16 protein-coding genes are annotated in these 19,340 nt (G+C 34.9%); 7 read left to right on the top strand and 9 right to left on the bottom strand.

All coding sequences use genetic code 11. The features are described from left to right. The 3 genes from abc-f (at nucleotide 1) to trpB (ending at nucleotide 4,283) form a co-directional block, all read left to right on the top strand. Nucleotides 1-1,860, top strand: a complete 1,860-nt coding sequence (gene abc-f / locus AABL87_RS13180; protein ID WP_006261836.1) for a ribosomal protection-like ABC-F family protein — start codon at nucleotides 1-3, stop codon at nucleotides 1,858-1,860. 300 nt (nucleotides 1,861-2,160) lie between these two features. After that, entirely contained in the window at nucleotides 2,161-2,808 is a 648-nt protein-coding gene (locus AABL87_RS13175; protein ID WP_006261835.1) for a hypothetical protein, read from the top strand. A 293-nt stretch (nucleotides 2,809-3,101) separates the two neighbouring features. After that, nucleotides 3,102-4,283 (top strand): tryptophan synthase subunit beta, encoded by a 1,182-nt coding sequence (gene trpB / locus AABL87_RS13170; protein WP_006264359.1) that lies wholly within the window; start codon nucleotides 3,102-3,104, stop codon nucleotides 4,281-4,283. Nucleotides 4,284-4,395: 112 nt separating this feature from the next. Here the strand turns inward: trpB and fumC are convergent, their stop codons facing one another. Beyond that, nucleotides 4,396-5,796, bottom strand: a complete 1,401-nt coding sequence (gene fumC / locus AABL87_RS13165) for a class II fumarate hydratase (protein ID WP_006261833.1) — start codon at nucleotides 5,794-5,796, stop codon at nucleotides 4,396-4,398. A gap of 151 nt (nucleotides 5,797-5,947) precedes the next feature. On the opposite strand from fumC, the gene AABL87_RS13160 reads away from it, so the two are divergent. Continuing rightward, nucleotides 5,948-6,124 (top strand): hypothetical protein, encoded by a 177-nt coding sequence (locus AABL87_RS13160; RefSeq protein ID WP_006258725.1) that lies wholly within the window; start codon nucleotides 5,948-5,950, stop codon nucleotides 6,122-6,124. A 172-nt stretch (nucleotides 6,125-6,296) separates the two neighbouring features. On the opposite strand, the gene AABL87_RS13155 is transcribed toward AABL87_RS13160, so the two are convergent. Both AABL87_RS13155 and arsC read right to left on the bottom strand, forming a co-directional pair. Beyond that, entirely contained in the window at nucleotides 6,297-8,774 is a 2,478-nt protein-coding gene (locus AABL87_RS13155) for an outer membrane beta-barrel family protein (RefSeq protein ID WP_006258724.1), read from the bottom strand. A gap of 84 nt (nucleotides 8,775-8,858) precedes the next feature. Further along, nucleotides 8,859-9,200, bottom strand: a complete 342-nt coding sequence (arsC, locus tag AABL87_RS13150) for an arsenate reductase (glutaredoxin) (RefSeq protein ID WP_006258722.1) — start codon at nucleotides 9,198-9,200, stop codon at nucleotides 8,859-8,861. A gap of 42 nt (nucleotides 9,201-9,242) precedes the next feature. On the opposite strand from arsC, the gene AABL87_RS13145 reads away from it, so the two are divergent. Genes AABL87_RS13145 through glsA form a run of 3 tightly spaced genes read left to right on the top strand, consistent with a single transcriptional unit; the run spans nucleotide 9,243 to nucleotide 12,231 of the window. Next, a complete protein-coding gene (locus AABL87_RS13145) occupies nucleotides 9,243-10,148 on the top strand; it encodes a CPBP family intramembrane glutamic endopeptidase (RefSeq protein WP_341277477.1) in 906 nt (301 codons plus the stop codon). After that, nucleotides 10,106-11,191 carry an AMP-binding protein gene (locus AABL87_RS13140; protein ID WP_341277476.1) on the top strand — a complete coding sequence of 362 codons (1,086 nt, stop codon included), beginning with the start codon at nucleotides 10,106-10,108 and terminating at the stop codon, nucleotides 11,189-11,191. The genes AABL87_RS13145 and AABL87_RS13140 overlap by 43 nt, the downstream gene beginning before the upstream one ends. 14 nt (nucleotides 11,192-11,205) lie before the next feature. Then, nucleotides 11,206-12,231 carry a glutaminase A gene (gene glsA / locus AABL87_RS13135; protein WP_006258717.1) on the top strand — a complete coding sequence of 342 codons (1,026 nt, stop codon included), beginning with the start codon at nucleotides 11,206-11,208 and terminating at the stop codon, nucleotides 12,229-12,231. An 87-nt stretch (nucleotides 12,232-12,318) separates the two neighbouring features. On the opposite strand, the gene AABL87_RS13130 is transcribed toward glsA, so the two are convergent. The 6 genes from AABL87_RS13130 to AABL87_RS13105 all read right to left on the bottom strand — a co-directional run bounded on the left by AABL87_RS13130 (nucleotide 12,319) and on the right by AABL87_RS13105 (nucleotide 19,338). Then, the gene (locus tag AABL87_RS13130; RefSeq protein WP_006258715.1) at nucleotides 12,319-12,738 is read right to left on the bottom strand and encodes a nucleoside-diphosphate kinase; all 420 of its coding nucleotides are present in this window, start codon (nucleotides 12,736-12,738) and stop codon (nucleotides 12,319-12,321) included. A gap of 88 nt (nucleotides 12,739-12,826) precedes the next feature. Next, nucleotides 12,827-14,014, bottom strand: coding sequence for a nicotinate phosphoribosyltransferase (gene pncB / locus AABL87_RS13125; protein ID WP_006258711.1), 1,188 nt, complete (start codon nucleotides 14,012-14,014; stop codon nucleotides 12,827-12,829). 15 nt (nucleotides 14,015-14,029) lie between these two features. Beyond that, nucleotides 14,030-14,731: a DUF2971 domain-containing protein gene (locus AABL87_RS13120; protein ID WP_006261827.1), complete on the bottom strand. Its 702-nt coding sequence runs from the start codon at nucleotides 14,729-14,731 to the stop codon at nucleotides 14,030-14,032. Next, nucleotides 14,732-16,561 (bottom strand): ABC transporter ATP-binding protein, encoded by a 1,830-nt coding sequence (locus tag AABL87_RS13115; RefSeq protein ID WP_341277475.1) that lies wholly within the window; start codon nucleotides 16,559-16,561, stop codon nucleotides 14,732-14,734. Between the two features lie 71 nt (nucleotides 16,562-16,632). Further along, nucleotides 16,633-18,360: a phospho-sugar mutase gene (locus AABL87_RS13110; RefSeq protein ID WP_006258707.1), complete on the bottom strand. Its 1,728-nt coding sequence runs from the start codon at nucleotides 18,358-18,360 to the stop codon at nucleotides 16,633-16,635. A gap of 21 nt (nucleotides 18,361-18,381) precedes the next feature. Next, nucleotides 18,382-19,338, bottom strand: coding sequence for a glycosyltransferase family 2 protein (locus AABL87_RS13105; RefSeq protein ID WP_341277474.1), 957 nt, complete (start codon nucleotides 19,336-19,338; stop codon nucleotides 18,382-18,384). Nucleotides 19,339-19,340 lie beyond the last annotated feature (2 nt).

Below are 19,340 nucleotides of genomic sequence, written 5' to 3'. Positions count from 1 at the left end.
GTGAATTATTTATCGGTTGAGAATATAGCGAAATCATTTGGTGCGAGAACATTGTTCGAGGATGTATCATTTGGAATTAATAAAGATCAGAAAATTGCTTTCGTAGCAAAGAATGGAACAGGTAAAACAACCATTTTAAAAATCCTAACAGGAGAAGATTTTCCGGATGCAGGACAAGTAGTTATGCGCAAGGGAATCCGTATGGCCTTTTTGCCTCAGGAGCCTGTACTTCAGGATGAATTGACAATAGAAGAAAGTATTTTTGCCTCAGACAATGATACTTTAAAAATCATAGAAGAATACGAGAAGGCATTAGAGAATCCGGAAGATGCAGATGCTTATCAGAAGGCATTCGAGAAGATGGATGCTCATAATGCTTGGGATTTTGAGACGCAGTATAAACAGATCTTGTTTAAGCTGAAGTTAGAGGATCTAAAGGTAAAAGTAAAAACGCTATCTGGTGGACAACGCAAAAGGTTAGCATTGGCTATTATCTTAATTAATAGACCAGACTTGTTAATTCTAGATGAGCCTACCAACCACTTAGATCTAGAGATGATCGAATGGTTAGAGAATTACTTCGCTAAGGAAAATATTACGTTGTTTATGGTGACGCACGACCGTTTCTTTTTAGAAAGGGTTTGTAATGAAATTATTGAACTAGATAATGGTAAGATTTATCAGTATAAAGGAAACTACTCTTATTATCTAGAGAAAAAAGAGGAACGTCTAGCGATAGAGAATGCAAGTATAGACAAGGCGCAGAACTTGTTTGTAAAAGAGTTGTCTTGGATGAGAAGACAGCCTAAGGCACGTACGACTAAGTCTAAGTCTCGTATTGATGACTTCTATGTGATTAAAGAAAAAGCACATAGTAGAAGACGTGAACACCAAGTAGAGTTAGAAATCAATATGGAGCGTATCGGTAGTAAGATCGTGGAGCTTCATAAATTACATAAGAAGTTTAAGGATAAGGTCATCTTAAATGACTTTAGTTATAATTTCAATAAAGGTGAGCGTATTGGTATTATCGGAAAGAATGGTAGTGGAAAGTCTACTTTCTTAAATATCCTTACTCAAGGTATACTACCAGATGCTGGTAAAGTAGTGGTAGGAGAAACTATAAAAATAGGATACTATACACAAGGAGGGATTAATATAAAACCAGAACAGAAGGTAATCGATGTGATTAAAGAGTTCGGTGAGTATATTCCATTGGCGAAAGGTAGATCTATATCGGCAGGACAGCTTCTAGAGCGTTTTTTATTTGATAGAAAGAAACAACATGACTTCGTAGAGAAATTAAGTGGAGGGGAGCTAAAACGTCTTTATTTATGTACAGTATTGATTCAGAACCCTAATTTCTTGATTCTGGATGAGCCTACGAATGATTTGGATATCGTGACTTTAAATGTCTTAGAAAGCTTCTTATTAGACTATCCAGGTTGTTTAGTGGTAGTTTCTCACGATAGATACTTTATGGATAAGATCGTGGATCACTTATTTGTATTTAGAGGAGAGGGAGAAATAGAAGATTTCCCTGGTAACTATTCTGACTTTAGAACGTATGAAGATAGTATAGAACCAGTAAAAGAAGAGTCAGTAAAAGAGAAGGTAAACTGGAAAGAAAGTCAAGTTAAAAAAGGATTGACATTTCAGGAGCAAAAAGAGTTTCAAAAAATAGAAAGAGAGATTGCTAATCTGGAGCAAAAGAAAGTAGAAATAGAGAAATTATTTTCTGATGGAAAAGTAGGAGATGATGAGATCGAATCTAAAGCGAATGAACTACAGAAAGTGTTAGCAGAATTAGAGGATAGAGAAGAGAAATGGTTTGAACTTTCTTCTAAAATGGAAGAATAAAAAACACCATAATTAAGAAAAATAAGAAAGGTACAATATTGAGCAATATTGTACCTTTTTTTTCGTTTAATAGCCTATTTTAGTGATGTGAGCTCCTTTAATTTAGGATTTATTTATGAAACAAACAAGATTGAAAAAGTTAATTATTTATTTTTTAAATGGTTGGTTTTTAATGTTTTATATCGTGTATTGGTGTTAAAATTTGAAAAGTGATATTAAAAAAATAGGAGAATGTGAAAAATGAAGTAACTTTGCAGACAGAAATTTCAAGTGGTGACAGGGCTTGAGAAATTAGTTTTAATGAGAAAAAAATGTTCTTTTTTTATTGGTATTGTCCTATTAACAGGGGTAGGAGTTTCAGGTTTTAAACAGTATGAAACTATGCTTTTAGAGGAGTATAAAATAGTTCCTGAAGGCCCCCTATCTTATGATTTTCCATATAGCGATTTAGCTATGGAGGAGTCAGGAGAGTTATTAGCAATACCATTTATCGGAAAGACTTATGTCGGTTTTAAACAGGCATTGGCAGTACGCGAATCTTATGGATTGTACAGAATAGTAAATTCATATGGTTACATGGGCAAATACCAGTTTGGTAAAGTGGCATTACGTTCAATAGGAGTAACGGATACGACTAATTTTTTACATGATCCACTAATGCAAGAGAAAGCTTTTGATGCTTTGGTTGCGAAAAACAAATGGATCTTGAGAAAAGAGATTGAAAAATTTGATGGTAAACGCATCGGAGGAATTGCAATTACAGAGTCAGGAATCTTAGCAGCAGCTCACTTAGGTGGAGCAGGTTCTGTAAAGAAATTCTTGAACAGTAATGGAGCAAACGGTTTCCAAGATGGATACGGTACTTCGATACGTACATATCTAAAAAGTTTTAGTGGATACGATGTATCTGATATTACAGCAGAGAAAGATGCTGTAGTGATGCTATAACTCTTTAGAAAAGAAAAACTTAAAGGATATCATTTAAAAAATGGTATCCTTTTTTTATTGTTTATTGAAAATAAGTTTTTACATTTGCAATTCAATAAGTAGAAAAACGAAATGAATTTAATTCTAACAAATACTTGGTGGTGGACTAAACTTACGTCGAATGTCGTGAGCAGTCCTTGCTATGTATATATGAATTAAGAGAAATAATATATAATACCTAGAAGAGGCTTGTCAAACGACAAGCCTCTTTTTTTTGTGCCTTATCGAAAGTAAAATTTAAAACAATATATAAAATGAAATATCAAGTTAATCAAGACGGTTATTATGGGAATTATGGAGGAGCATTTATTCCTGAAGCATTAGCTCCAATTATTGGCCAATTACAGAGCGAGTATATCACCATTATTGAACAAGAGGATTTTCAACAAGAAATGAATCAGTTATTAGAAGATTATGTAGGCCGTCCTACTCCGTTATATTTTGCAAAGGGGTTATCAGAGAAGTATAATGCTAAAGTGTATTTAAAGAGAGAAGATCTATGTCATACAGGAGCTCATAAGATTAATAACACTATCGGTCAGATATTATTAGCAAAACGCTTAGGAAAGAATAAAATAGTAGCAGAGACAGGCGCAGGACAACATGGAGTAGCTACCGCTACAGTATGTGCTCTTATGGGCATGGAGTGTATCGTATATATGGGAGCTTTAGATATAGAAAGACAAGCGCCTAACGTGGCACGTATGAAAATGCTAGGTGCTGAGGTGAGAGCAGCGGAGTCTGGTGCAAAGACATTAAAAGAGGCTGTAGATGAGGCTTTATTATACTGGATAGAGAACCCTGATGATACATTCTATTTGATAGGATCAGCAGTAGGCCCACACCCTTATCCTGATATGGTGAGTAGATTCCAATCTATTATATCTAAAGAAATTAGAAAGCAATTATTAGCAAAAGAAGGAAGAGAAGAACCTGATTATATAGTAGCTTGTGTTGGTGGAGGTAGTAATGCAGTAGGAGCTTTTTACCATTTCTTAGAAGATGAACAAGTGAAGTTAATTGTAGCAGAAGGTGGAGGAGAAGGAGCTGATAGTCCAAAAACAGCGGCTACTTCTTTTGTAGGAAAAGAAGGAGTGTTACACGGAAGTAAAACGTTGTTTATGCAAGATGAAAATGGAGAACCTCTAGAAGCATATTCAGTATCAGCAGGTTTAGATTATCCAGGTTTTGGACCTTTATATGCACATATGAAAGAATTGGGAAGAGCAGAGTTTTATGCGATTAAGGATGATGAGGCAATGGCAGCAGGGTTAGCCTTGTGTAAAGTAGAAGGAATTATTCCTGCGATAGAAAGTTCTCATGCTTTAGCGGTATTAGAACAACGTAAATTTAAACCAGAGGATATTGTTGTAATCAATTTATCAGGAAGAGGAGATAAAGATTTAGATAATTATCGCAGTTATTTTAACTTCTAAAATAGATAAGGTATGTATTTAAGAATTGTTATCTGAAGAGAACTGTTTAGAAGGTAAAAAGCCAATAACATATTATATGCTATTGGCTTTTCTATTTAAGGTTCAGTATGTTTTAATCTTCGATGTTACCGATCATTAACTTAGGATCAACCCACTTGTCAAAATCTTCAGGTGTAACATATCCTAAGCGAACAGCTTCTTCTTTTAGCGTTGTGCCATTAGCATGAGCAGTTTGCGCTATTTCGGCTGCTTTGTAATAACCAATTTTGGTATTTAAAGCAGTTACTAGCATTAATGAACTATCTAGTAATTCTTTAATACGTTTGTCGTTTGCTTCAATTCCTTGTGCACAATGCTCATCAAAAGAAATACAAGCTTCTCCTATCAGTCTAGCAGATTGTAAGAAGTTGGCTGCCATAACAGGTTTGAATACGTTTAGTTCGAAATGACCCTGAGTACCAGCAAAAGATATTGTTGTATCATTACCTATCACTTGTGCAGCTACCATAGTAAGTGCTTCACATTGTGTAGGGTTTACTTTACCAGGCATAATAGAAGACCCTGGTTCATTTGCAGGAATAATGATTTCGCCAATTCCAGAGCGTGGTCCAGAAGCTAGTAGTCTGATATCATTAGCTATTTTATAAAGAGAAACAGCAAGTTGTTTTAATGCTCCATGTGTTTCTACAATTGCATCATGAGCGGCTAGAGCTTCAAATTTGTTTGGAGCCGTTACAAAAGGTAGTTTCGTGAATTTAGCAATATACTCTGCTACTTTTACATCATATCCTTTAGGAGTATTTAAGCCTGTACCTACAGCAGTACCTCCTAGAGCTAATTCAGCAAGATGAGGTAAAGTGTGATTTAATGCTTTTAGTCCATAATCTAATTGTGCGACGTAACCTGATATTTCTTGACCTAGTGTAAGAGGGGTAGCATCCATAAGGTGTGTACGGCCTATCTTTACTACATCTTTTAGTTCTTTAGCTTTTTTGTCTAATGTGTTTCTCAATGCAGTCACACCTGGGATAGTATATTCTACGACAGCTTTATAAGCAGCAATGTGCATTGCAGTAGGGTAGGTATCATTAGAGGATTGAGATTTGTTTACATCATCATTTGCTTTAAGTACTGGTTCGCCTTCACCTATTTGAAGACCAGCTAATACTTGAGCTCTATTAGCAATTACTTCATTCACATTCATATTAGACTGTGTACCAGAACCTGTTTGCCAAATAACTAAAGGAAAATGAGCATCTAGTTTGCCTTCTAGTATTTCGTCACATACTTTAGCGATATGATCTCTTTTTTCTGAAGGTAAAACATTTAAATCAGCATTCGTAAAAGCTGCTGCTTTTTTAAGATAAGCAAAAGCTTCTATGATTTCGTGTGGCATAGATGCTTCAGGACCTATTTTAAAGTTGTTTTTAGAGCGTTCCGTTTGTGCTCCCCAATATTTGTCTTTAGCAACTTTTATTTCTCCTATAGTGTCTTTTTCTATTCTGTATTCCATTATTAATTTATTTAGAATGATTGTTCTCTAAAGATAAGGATAATTATTTAGTTTCATTCTAAAGAAAGATTAAAAGTTAGAGTAGGTTAGGTAGAAAAAATAAAAGTGAGTATATTTACGGCGTATATACAAAAATTAATCCGGAGAAAACATGTTTGAATTTCAACAGTATTTAGGTTTCATCGTTGCCATGACTGTAGTTACTATGGCATTTTGGCTTATGATGTTCTTAGTTGGTTTCGTATCTTACTGGGCAGTAGGTGGAGCTAGAGAACTAATCAAAGAGAAGAAAGCTAAAAGACAGCAATTAGAAGACAATCAGATCTAGTATTTGGTTTAAGAAATAAAGAGTCATAATATGTATTATGGCTCTTTTTTTATGCCTATTTATGAGGGCTGATAGATTCGAAAAATATGGGGATAAAAAAAGGGACTACCCAATGGTAGCCCCCTAACAAATAATAAATTTATAATAGTTTAGTAAAGGTTTCTTTGTTTGATTACATCATTTCTCCTTCTCCTTGTTCTTCGCCACCACCAGCATTTCTTTGTTGTTTCTGTCTATCCATTTTAGTTTGGTTAAAACGATAAGTAAATGATAAGTTTACTTGTCTTCCTCTCCACTGCATTTCACTATGTGAAATAGATGTTGGTAAATAAGTGTCTGTTTCTCTTTTTCTAGAGTCGAAGATATCACTAACATTTAATGTAATGGTAGCTTTGTCTTTTAAGATATCTTTACTTATAGAGGTATTAGCAGATAGGTTTCCTAATGCTTTTCCTTGTGATGTATCATAAGGTGCTCTGTACATTCCGTTTACTTGCCAATCTATTTTATAAGGCAATGATATCTTAGATGATAATCTAGTAAACCAAGCATAAGAGTTTTGGTCAAAGTTTTGCGTTTCTACTGTTCCATCTAGTTTAGTGAAAGTATAGTCTCCTTTTGTTTCTGTTCTAAAGAAGTTGAAGTTACCATTTAATTTCCACCATTTAAATGGAGTATAGTTTAAGGTAAAATCAAATCCATATCTGTATTCTGTAGCTAAGTTAATTGGTGAACTAACAATAATAGTTGTACCACTTGCATTTGTACCCGCTTCTCTTCTTACGAATTGGAATGTGTCATCCGTTTTATTTAAGTAAGCAGATGCACTAAGAGTGAATCCACTCCATCTCTTCAAATACCCTAAATCAAATGCATTTGTTTTAGCAGGGTTTAAATCAGGGTTTCCTTGAAAGAAGTTGATGTCACTCGTATAATTAGAGAAAGGGTTTAAGAAACGCCCTCTAGGACGCATAATACGTTTACTATAACTAATACTCACATTACTAGATTCATCCAATTCATAGTTTAAAAATAAACTAGGGAAGAAGTCATCATATTTCTTGTTGTTGTAATCGTTGCTAGTTAATTGATTTACGTCAATATTACTTTTTTCCCAACGGAACCCAACCATATAGTTAAGTTTGTCAGTTATTTTATCTCCATATTGAGCATAGAATGCATTAACTTGTTCTTTGTATTCTAGTACGTTAGAAACTCTAGTGTTGTTAATCCATTCATTATTAGTTAGATTATATAATCCAAAGTTATTAGTTGTCGATTTAAATGTACCTAAGTAACCTGCTTCAAAGTTTCCACTCTCTCCTAAAGGTAATGTGTAATCTACTTTTACTAGACCTGACTTATATTTGTCATCACTAAGAGTTCTTTCGTAAGTCATTAGGTTATGCTTATCATTAATGTCAGAGATATTAGCATCGTCATCACTAGTGTCTTTAGAGATACTAGCCTCTACTGTTAACTTGTGATCTTCTTTAGCGAATTTCTTTTCAAATGATGTTGTATATTCTACACTGTTATAGTTTGACTTACGTCTTTCTTCTCTATATCTATTATAGTCTAAGTTGTGGTTACCATCGTAATATTGGTAATCAACAGAGTTAGGAGAGGTACCATTACTTCTACGTACATTCACACTATTAGACCAAGTTAGAGAAGGAGTAATATAGTAGTCTAGACCGAACATACCGTTGTAGCCTTGTCTTTCTCTATTGTTGTCTTTATATTCATCGATGTACTGTATAGGATTACCATCGTGATCTAGATATTGGTTGTTGTTAACGTTATATCCTTTTGTTTTAGTATCTCTATAAGATAAGGTCGTATAGAAGTTATATTTCTCTCCACGAATATTTACATTACCATTTAATTCATAGTTGCGAGGATCTCCTATTGTACCCGTGATATTTCCATTAATACCTTGTGCTTTACCTTTCTTAAGGACGATATTAATAATACCAGCACCTCCTTCAGCTTCATATCTAGCTGATGGATTAGTGATTACTTCTACTTTTTCGATTGATTCAGCAGATAGAATACGCATTGCTTCTTGGATATTATTAGCAAGACCAGTAGGTTTACCATCGATAAGTACTTTTACATTCTCGTTACCACGTAAACTAACAGCACCTTCACTATCTACAGTTACTGAAGGAACGTTGTCTAATACATCTCCTGCAGTACCTCCTTTTACAATCATATCTTCACCTACATTGTAAACTTTTTTGTCAAGCTTAATATCTACAGTAGATTTTTCTGCAATGACTAGTACTTCGTCTAGCATTTGAGCGTCATCTGTGACTTTCTTAATACCTATATTAGTATTTCCATTGACAGCTACTTTGCGTAGTTCAATAGTTTTAAAACCTAAGTATTCTATACGAATTAAGTATGACCCGTCAGGTACTTCAAAAGAGTATTGTCCTTTTGAGTCGGTCATACCTCCTGAGACAATATTAGCATTGTTCTCATTTTGTGCGAATACACTCGCATATTCTAAGGGAAGATTTGTAGCAGCTTCTACTACAGTACCTGTTACAGTACTTTTTTTAGAGTTCTGTGCTAATGCTGTTACCCCGAACATTAGAGTTAACAGCATTAGAAGAACTTTTGTAGTTTTTAATCTTTTCATTATAGTCGTTAGTTTTATATCTATTAGACTATAATTTGCGGTGAAGGTTTAAAAACAAAATGGTTAATAAATTGTTAATTAGTCTTACAGGATTTCATGAATCTTTTCTGTAGGTCTTGCAATAACAGCTTTAGGGCCATTAACAACAATAGGTCTTTCAATCAGCTTTGGGTTTAAAACCATAGCTTCGATTATCTCGTCATCGCTCAATGTATTACTTCCAAAAGTATCTTTCCAAAATGCATCTTTTGTACGAACTAAATCGATTGGATTGTAATTGAGTTTTGTTAGTATTGTCTTTACATCATTTTCAGTAAGGTCTGCATCCAAATATTTTATAATTTTGTATGCTACACCTTGCTCTTCCATGAAAGCAATACTTTCGCGTGATTTGCTACAACGCGGATTGTGATAAATTGTGATCATAAATAAGGAATTTTATACCAAATATAGTACATTTTTTGAGATATGGGAATTATTGAACAGCTATTGAGAATAAACAAAAGTCAGAAACTTTGGCATTATTTACCTTTTTCGTTATTTTTTTTAGGGATTATGTTCCTGAATTGGATTTCTTTAAGATATTCAGCCCTATCTACTAATGAAATCATAAAAATGAATATTGATAAATTTGGTAAAAATATCAATTTTTTGATAACTATAGGGCCATTAGTATTCATGTTTGTGTTTCTAATAGCTTGGGTATTAGTAGTTCATAAGCAGAGTCTGCTAAGCCTTACTACCTCTAGGGTTAAGGTAGATTGGAAGAGAGTATTATTTGCTTTTTCTCTATGGAGTTCTGTGATTATAGCGTTCTTTATCTATGGATATATAACTTCTCCAGAAGATTATGTGTTTTCGTTTAAACTGTGGCCTTTTTTAGTATTCTTTCTATTTGCGATTGTTTTAATCCCTTTACAGACTAGTTTTGAAGAATACTTTATGCGCTCTTATTTAATGCAAGGAATAGGTCTAGCTACGCGCAGTAGAGCAGTAGCTTTGTTTACAACATCTATTTTATTTGGTTTAATGCACTTAGCTAACCCTGAGGTAGAGAAGATAGGATTCTCTATTATGATTTATTATATCGGAACAGGACTCTTTCTAGGGATTATTACTTTAATGGATGATGGTGTAGAGTTAGCTTTAGGTTTCCATGCTGCGAATAACTTAATAGGAGTGCTATTAGTCACTTCTGATTGGACTGCCTTTCAGACGAACTCTATTTTTACCAATATTAATTCAGAAAGTGTTATTTCACCTTGGGAATATATTATACAGGTGGGAATAGTTTTGCCTTTAGTGATTTTAGTATTCGCCAGAAAGTATAAATGGAAGAATTGGAGACACCAGTTATTAGGAAGAGTAAGATAAAAGAACAAATTATGGAATTAAATTATATACATCCTAACTTTAGATTGAATGGTAACTCTTATACGATAGAGGAGTTGATTACATTGGCTAAAGAATGGGAACTAGGAACTCAAGAATATTTGGTCGATTTAGGAAGGCTTATTATAGAATGGTTTGATATGAATGATTATGTAAGTTTGACTACATCAGGTACTACTGGACCTCCTAAGATTATACATTTAAAGAAAGAAGCTATGATCTGTTCAGCAAAGGCTACTGCTTCTTTTTTTGAAATCACTACTGGTAGTACTGCTCTTTTATGTATGTCTACGAAGTTTGTAGGTGGTAAGTTGATGTTTATTAGATCTTTAATTGTTGGATGGTCTTTAGATGTTAAAGAACCTACAGCAAGACCTTTGGAGCAAAATACAAAGTTATATGACTTTGTAGCGATGGTACCTATGCAAGTAGAGAACTCTATAGAGGAGTTAAATAAAGTAAAGACTCTTATTATTGGAGGTGCAAAAGTGAACCAGAGTTTAGCTGATAAGTTAAAACAAGTTACTACTAAAGTATATGAGACTTACGGTATGACCGAAACAATCACTCATATAGCTGCTAAACGAGTAGGTGTAGCATCTTTCTCAGTGCTTTCTCATGCGACAGTAAGTCAAGATGATAGAGGGTGTTTAGTTATCTCTGCACCGACTGTTAATCCAGAATTAGTTATTACTAATGATTTAGTAGAAATTATTAATAGTAAGGAGTTTAAATGGCTTGGAAGGGTAGATAATGTCATTAATAGTGGTGGAGTAAAACTTTTTCCTGAGCAAATAGAAGAAAAGTTGTCAAAGAGGATTCCTTATCGTTTCTTTGTGGCGAGTAAAGAAGATACTTACTTAGGTAATAAACTAGTGTTAGTTATTGAAAGTGAGCAGTATACTTTACCTAATGATATATATGCGGAGCTTGGTAAATACGAGAAACCTCGTGAAGTACAGTTTGTTTCTAAGTTCGTAGAGACAGAAACAGGCAAAATAATAAGAAAGAAGAATATTCAATAAACTAGATTAATAACATGAAGAAGAATAGTGTAAGTAACATTATCCTAAGCTGGGTTGTAGCATGTTTAGTTTCTTTTGGAGGAACTGCTTATGCTAAGAAGATAATTAGAAATGGTGATAATACCAATCTAATTACCAATGAGATGTTAGAACGTATTTTAGAGAAAAATAGAATACATGTAGGAGAAGGAAAAGTCGCAGACTATATCCCCGAACTGAGCAAGGTTAATGCCAGCGCTATCGCATTTTCTGTAGTGAAGCAGAATGGAGAAGTTGTTAATGTAGGAGATGTATCACAGAAGTTTACGATTCAGAGTATTTCTAAAGTAATAGCTCTGATGGTAGCAGTAGAGGAGTTAGGAGAGAAAGAAGTGTTTTCTAAAGCAGGGTATTATGGAACAGATAAGCCTTTTAATCATTATGCTAACTTAGAGACTAAAGGAAAGCCCTTAAATCCTTTAATGAATGCTGGCGCTATACTTACTACTGCCTTGTTAGGTGGGGATAATGATGAAGCATTTCAGAAGATTTTAGACATGGTTCGTTATATCACGAAGAACGAAGCGATAGGTTATAGCCACTCTGTATATATGTCTGAGAGAGAAACAGGACATAGAAACAGAGGTATATTCCATTTATTAAAGAATAATGGTCTGATCGAAGGAGAAGAGAATAGATTAGATAATTATTTTAAACAATGTTCTATAGAGGTTACAGCAGAAGATTTAGCTAAGATTGGTTATTTCTTTGCTAATCAATGTACTCGTTTTGATGGAGATACGAAGTATAAAAACTCAGAGATGTCTAAGTTAGTACAGTCACAGATGTTAATCGCAGGGATGTATGAGTTTAGTGGAGAGTATGCTCGTACAGTAGGTTTGCCTAGTAAGTCTGGAGTAGGAGGAGGTATTGTTGTTTCTGTGCCGAATAGAATCGGAATAGGGACTTTCAGCCCAGGATTAGATACACAAGGTAACTCTGTAGTAGGATATCACATGATCTTAGATCTAGTAAATGAATTAAACCTTAGTATCTTTTAATAGATAAGAATAAGTGCTTATAAATAGAAAAAGCCAACTGATATCAGTTGGCTTTCTTTTTGGGTGCAAATAATCTATTGCAAATTCTTAGAATTGCTCTCTTCCTGAGAAGTGGAAAGCAGACTCGATAGCAGCGTTCTCGTCGCTATCAGATCCGTGTACTGCGTTTTCACCGATTGATTTTGCATATTTTTTACGGATAGTACCTTCAGCAGCTTCAGCTGGGTTAGTAGCACCGATTAATTTTCTGAAATCTTCAACAGCGTTCTCTTTTTCTAAGATAGCTGCTACGATTGGACCTCTAGACATGAATTCAACTAATTCTCCGTAGAAAGGTCTTTCACTGTGTACTTCATAGAATTTTTGAGCGTCTCTTACAGTTAATTGAGTTAACTTCATTGAAACGATTTTAAATCCTCCTTCAGTAATCATGTTGATGATTCCACCGATGTTACCTGCTTCTACAGCATCAGGTTTAATCATTGTAAAAGTTCTGTTCGTTGCCATTATTCTTAAATTTAATTTATTGCAAAAATAGTCTTTTAAATATTACAAAAGTGATAATATTTATAAAAAAGTGTGGTTTAAATCACTTTTATTTAGAAACAGGAATCTCTAATAATCTCTGTGCTAATTCTATCATCTCAGGAGTTCCTGTGTGCTTTTTAGGTTCATCTGATAATTTCACTACATCCGTCCAATATCCTCCCTCTGGAAGAGCTTGAGACATCTTGATTACGATATTCATAGCGTCTAGTCCCACATCATTAGTAAAGTCTGTACCGATACCGAATGACATTCCTATTCTTCCTTTGCAGTGATTAGCGATACGCTCTACTTTTTCAGGGTTCAATCCATCAGAGAAGATAATAGTCTTCTGAGTAGGATCTATATTTAATGATTTGTAATGTGCGATGACTTGATCAGCGAAGTCTAGTGGATCCCCACTGTCATGTCTAACTCCGTCAAATAACTTAGCAAATTTCTTATCAAACTGTTCAAAGAAAACTTTACTTGTATACGTATCCGTTAGCGCGATTCCTAGATCTCCTCTATAAGTATCTACCCAATGTTCTAATCCCATTGAGTTTGCCATTTTGAAACCATACTTAGCTGCGTGGAACATAAACCATTCATGAGCATGTGTTCCAATAGGTTTAGTGTTATACTTCATCGCTAAGTGCACATTACTCGTCCCGATGAAGCTTCCGTCGCCATATTGTTTTAAGGTATCTACCACTAATTGGTGTACTGCATAAGAGTGTCTTCTTCTCGTACCAAATTCAGCAATAGTAATCCCTAATTCTTTGTACTTCTCTATTTTGTTACGCGTATTCGCAATCACCTTTTCAGAAGAGTCTCTTTCAGAATTAGTCATTTTATAATATAACTCACAGATAATAGACATTAGAGGTACCTCCCATAAGATAGTTCTATACCAATATCCTTTGATATGTACTTCTAGGTCTGGTCCATCTTGTGATATTTCTATTTCTGATGGATCATAGTGATACCCTTGTAAGAAGTCTAGATAAGTAGGGTCTAAGTAAGGACAAGTCTTTTCTAAGAATATCTTCTCTGCTTTTGTTAGTTTTAGTTTTGCCATTTCATCTACGGCAGAGCGCAGTGCTTCAGCAAAACCTGGAGGGTATTTATGTTGTCCTCTATTGATGAAAATATAGGACGCTTTAGCATAAGGGAATTGTTTAATAGCAGCGTACTGCATCGTAAACTTATAGAAATCGTTATCTAATATAGATACGATAACTTGGTTAGTGTTCATTGCTTCCATAGTTTTTTAGATTAATATATCACTTTCTAAGTCAGATTTCTCCACATGAAATTTGAAGTTTAACTTATGCATTAGCTCTAATACTAAGTTTTTATACCAATTCTCTGACTTAGGATGAATATAAATTTTTTCTATTAATTGTTCGATATCCACATGTATTTTAATACCCTCATTGACCTCTATACCTAGAGGGCTTACATCTGAGATAATACGAACCTCTTTTTCGTATTGAAAACTTTGTCTTTTGAACAAGAAAGGGAAGAACTCATCGTCAAAAGGAATAAACTCTCTTTTGTAATCGATATAGTTTACTTCTCCAATGTATTGATCTATTCGGTTTTCTACAGAGACCGCTTTTTGCAGTCGTTCTAGCGTAGATTGAATAGCGATACCTTCTTTGTTTTTTGTGAATATCTGCCACATCGCGAAAGACTCACATTCATTAAGGTGCCAACTACTGATAACTATATTCTTTCTTTTCTGTTTATAGTGCTGTAAGAAATCAGGATTGTCTTGACTGATTCTTTTTATCTCTTCAAAAGTTGGCTCGCTAAATGTCCCTTCATACTGATCTTCAAATTTGTCAGATCTAGACATGAATAGTTTATTAGACAGTAATAAATCTAAAAACTTAGATAAGTCTAAGTACTTCCATACAACAGTATTCGGATCGCTAGGGAGTGTTATATTTTTACCGTCTTTATACATTTATTCTAATGATTGTAGTGAAACTAATTTAGAGTAAGTACCATTTAACTGGATTAGCTCTTCATGAGTACCTTGTTCTACTATTTTACCTTTTTGCATGACTACGATTAAGTCTGCTTTTTGGATCGTAGATAGACGGTGAGCTATGATAATAGATGTTCTGTTTTGCATCATATTATCTAAGGCTACCTGTACTAGTTTTTCGCTTTCTGTATCTAATGCAGACGTAGCTTCGTCTAATATCATGATCGGAGGATTCTTAAGCACTGCTCTTGCGATAGACAGACGTTGTTTCTGTCCTCCAGATAATTTGTTTCCAGCATCACCGATATTGGTATCTATACCATGAGGTAGATCTTTTACGAACTCATACGCATTAGCTATTTTAAGTGCTTGCATGATTTCTTCATCCGTAGCATCTTCTTTACCTAGTTTAAGGTTGTTCTTGATTGTATCATTGAATAAGATACTATCTTGAGTTACTAGCCCGATAAGGTCACGTAGATCGCTCAGCTCTAAGTTACGAATATCTTCGTTATCTATTTTGATTGCTCCTTCATTGATATCCCAGAATCGAGTCAATAAGTTTGCTATCGTACTCTTACCACTACCAGACTGACCTACTAGCGCGACAGATTTTCCTTTTGGCACCGTAAGGGTAAAATCTTTTAATACGTACTCTTCTTCGTACTTAAACGAGATATTATCTACCTCTATTTTATCCTCGAAGCTAGACTTCGCTATTGCATTTTCTTTGCTTTCGATAGGATTATTTTCTTCTAATACCTGTAACACACGCTCTGCAGCAGCATTACCACGTTTTAATGAGTATGAAGCCTTAGACATAGCCTTAGCAGGGGTAAGGATATTATAAGCCATACCGATATAAGCAATAAATGCAGCCCCTGTCAGTGTACCTTCACCTAGTACTAAGTGACCACCGTATACTAATAATACAGCGATAGTCACGATACCTAAGAATTCACTAAGTGGAGAAGATAAGTTCTGACGATTAAGGATAGTATTGTTTAGTTCATAGAAACTATGTGTAGAGTCTTGAAACTTTTTATTGAAATTTTTTTCTGAGTTAAAGCTTTTGATCACTTTTAGCCCAGATAGAGATTCTTCTATAATAGATAAGAAGTACCCTTGTTCTTCAGAAGCCTTTTGTGAACTTTTCTTTAAGGTCTTACCTACTTTAGAAATGATTACACCTGAGATAGGAACAAATATAAATACGAATAAAGTTAGCTCAGTACTGATTGCAAACATAGCTACAATAGTAAATACGATAGTCAGAGGTTCTCTTACTACTACTTCTAAGATAGATAAGAAAGAGTGCTGTATCTCTAGTACATCAGAAGTGATTCGAGAGATCACATCCCCTTTTCTTTTTTCAGAGAAGAACGATAGTGGTAACTCTAATGACTTTTTATACATCGCATTACGAATATCTTTTAATACCCCATTTCTTAGGAAGGTAATAAAGTACATCGCCCAATAGTTAAATAAGTTTTTTAGTAAAAACAACGAGATAATTACAGCAGCCATTACCATCAAGGTATCTTGAGCTCCATGCTCTGCAGTATACTGCGTGATGAAGTAAGACATATAGTCTTCTAAGTAATCTTTGATATGTCCTATACCTGTATAGAGAGGCTTCTCTGTAACTTTTTTGGCATCACCAAAAAGCACTGTCAACATCGGGATCAATGCCACAAAAGATAGCGCACTGAATAAAGCGTATAGTATATTAAAAAAAACGTTTAAGTAAGCATAGGTCTTATATGGCTTACCAAAGTGAAGTATCTTCTTAAAGTATTCGTTCATATTTGTTATAATGTAAAAAGCAAAAATAAAGAAAAAAAGACTGGTAGTACTACCAGTCTTTCTTATATGTTCTAATTCAACTTCATTTCGTTGATGATATCTTGAATTTTTTGGTCTAATACTTTCTCCGTTGCCTTCACTTCAGCGATATCGTGTAATGGTTCGTTTACACTAAAGTAGAATTTAATCTTCGGTTCAGTACCACTAGGACGAGCAGCTATCTTCGTACCATCTTCTAGATAATAGATTAGTACATTAGATTTAGGCACGTGGATAGGCTCTATCTCATTAGTGAATAAGTTCTTCGCTTCACTAGACTGATAGTCTTCTACACATACTACTCTCTGTCCGATGATTTCAGTAAGTGGATTTTCTCTTAACTCGATCATCATTTGTTTAATCTCTTCAGCTCCAGAGATACCTTTTTTCACTAGAGAAATAAGGTATTCTTTATAGAACTTATTGTCGATATATAGATTCATTAACTCTCTATAGAAAGAACTACCTGCAGCTTTAGCTACAGCTGCGATCTCACATACTAGTAGAGCAGAAGCTACAGCATCTTTATCACGTACAGCATCACCTACCATATATCCAAAACTCTCTTCACCACCACCGATAAATTTCTGAGTAGGACATTCATTGATAAACTTAGCTATCCATTTAAATCCTGTTAATCCTACTTTACACTCTACACCATAGCTTTCTGCTAAGTCTAGCATCATAGGAGTAGAAACGATAGTAGAACCAATAAATTCATTTCCTTTAAAACCGATATTGCGTTTGTACTGTTCTAGTAAGAAACCTGTCATCATCACCATAGTTTGGTTACCATTTAACAGAATCATATTACCATCTAAGTCACGTACACCTATACCGATACGGTCAGAATCAGGGTCAGTACCGATCACGATATCTGCACCTGTCTCATCTGCTAACTGAAGTGCCATAGTCAATGCTTCTGGTTCTTCAGGATTAGGAGATTTTACAGTAGGGAAGTCCCCATCTGGTTCTGCTTGTTCTTTTACGATGAATACATTCTTATATCCAGCAGCTTCGAATGCTCTAGGGATAAGTTTGATAGAAGTACCGTGTAGAGAAGTATACGCTATTTTTAACTGATCTTTTACAGACTGTGGAGTATCAAAGCTTGCATTCTCTACAGTTGATTGGATAAACGCAGCATCTAGTTCTTCTCCTACATAAGTAATCAGGTTATCATCCCCTTTGAAGTTTACTTCGTTATAGGTTAACCTGTTGATTTCGTCTATAACAGCCGCATCATTAGGAGGAACGATTTGTCCACCATCTTGCCAGTATACTTTATATCCATTGTATTCCGGTGGGTTGTGCGATGCAGTTAATACGATACCAGCATTACATCCGTAGTGTCTTACTGCGAAAGATAACTCAGGAGTAGGGCGCATCTCTGCGAATAAGTATACTTTAATACCGTTAGCAGTGAATACATCTGCTACTACTTTAGCTAACTCTTGACTGTTGTGACGACAGTCAAAGTTGATAGCTACTTTCCATTCTTGGTTAGGGAATGATTGTTTGATATAGTTTGATAATCCTTGTGTATTTTTACCTAGTGTATATTTGTTGATACGATTTGTACCAATTCCCATTATACCGCGCATACCTCCTGTACCGAACTCTAAGTTTTTATAAAAACTGTCTTTAAGAGTTGCAGGGTCAGTATCCATCATTTTTTGAACAGAAGCCTGTGTTTCAGCGTCAAAAGGTTCTTTTAACCATAATTCAGCTTTTGCTAAGATTTCTTTTTCTATTTGCATAATATTGATATTTAGTGTGGATTAAAAACCGCTTTGTTCAGCGATTTTATATCTACTAATGTTTGTCTTTGTTTTAAGTATAAGTTCTCCTAAGAATCCCGCTAAGAATAACTGTGTTCCGATGATCATTGTTACCAGTGATATATAAAACCACGGATCTTGAGTCACTCGGATAGCGGGTAACCCATAATAAAGCTTATACAGCTTATTCGCTCCAATAAAGAAGGCTGCACAGAACCCAATCCCAAAGGTGATAACCCCAAGTGATCCGAATAAGTGCATCGGTCTTTTGCCAAATTTAGAGAGGAACCAAATGGTAATCAAATCTAGAAAACCGTAGATAAATCTACTCATCCCAAACTTGGTAGTACCGTATTTACGTGCTTGGTGGATGACTACTTTTTCACCTATTTTATCATAGCCTTCATTTTTGGCTAGGACAGGGATGTAGCGGTGCATCTCACCAGATACCTCTATATTTTTAATGACCTCATTTTTATAGGCCTTCAGTCCACAGTTAAAGTCGTTTAGCTGAACACCAGAAGTCTTTCTCGCAGCCCAGTTAAATAGTTTAGAAGGAAGGTTTTTGGATACGACAGAGTCATATCGTTTCTTTTTCCAACCAGATACCATATCATACCCCTCTTTAGTGATCATATCATATAGTGCCGGTATCTCATCAGGACTATCTTGAAGATCAGCATCCATAGTGATTACTACATCTCCTAGTGCCTGTGCAAATCCAGCATGTAAAGCCTGTGATTTACCAAAGTTGCGTTGGAAGCGTATTCCTTTAACCTGAGTATCTCTAGCAGCTAGTGCAGTGATTATATTCCACGATTTGTCTTTACTACCATCATCGATAAAGAGAATCTCATAGGTAAAGCCGTTCTCCTGCATAACTTTAGTTATCCACGTATGTAGTTCTGGCAGAGACTCTGCTTCGTTTAGCAGAGGAATTACTATTGATAGATTCATCT

Source organism: Myroides sp. C4067 (assembly GCF_038039665.1).
Lineage (GTDB): Bacteria > Bacteroidota > Bacteroidia > Flavobacteriales > Flavobacteriaceae > Flavobacterium > Flavobacterium odoratimimum.
The sequence above is the reverse complement of the archived record's forward strand: the minus strand, read 5'-3'. Positions and strand labels throughout refer to the sequence as shown.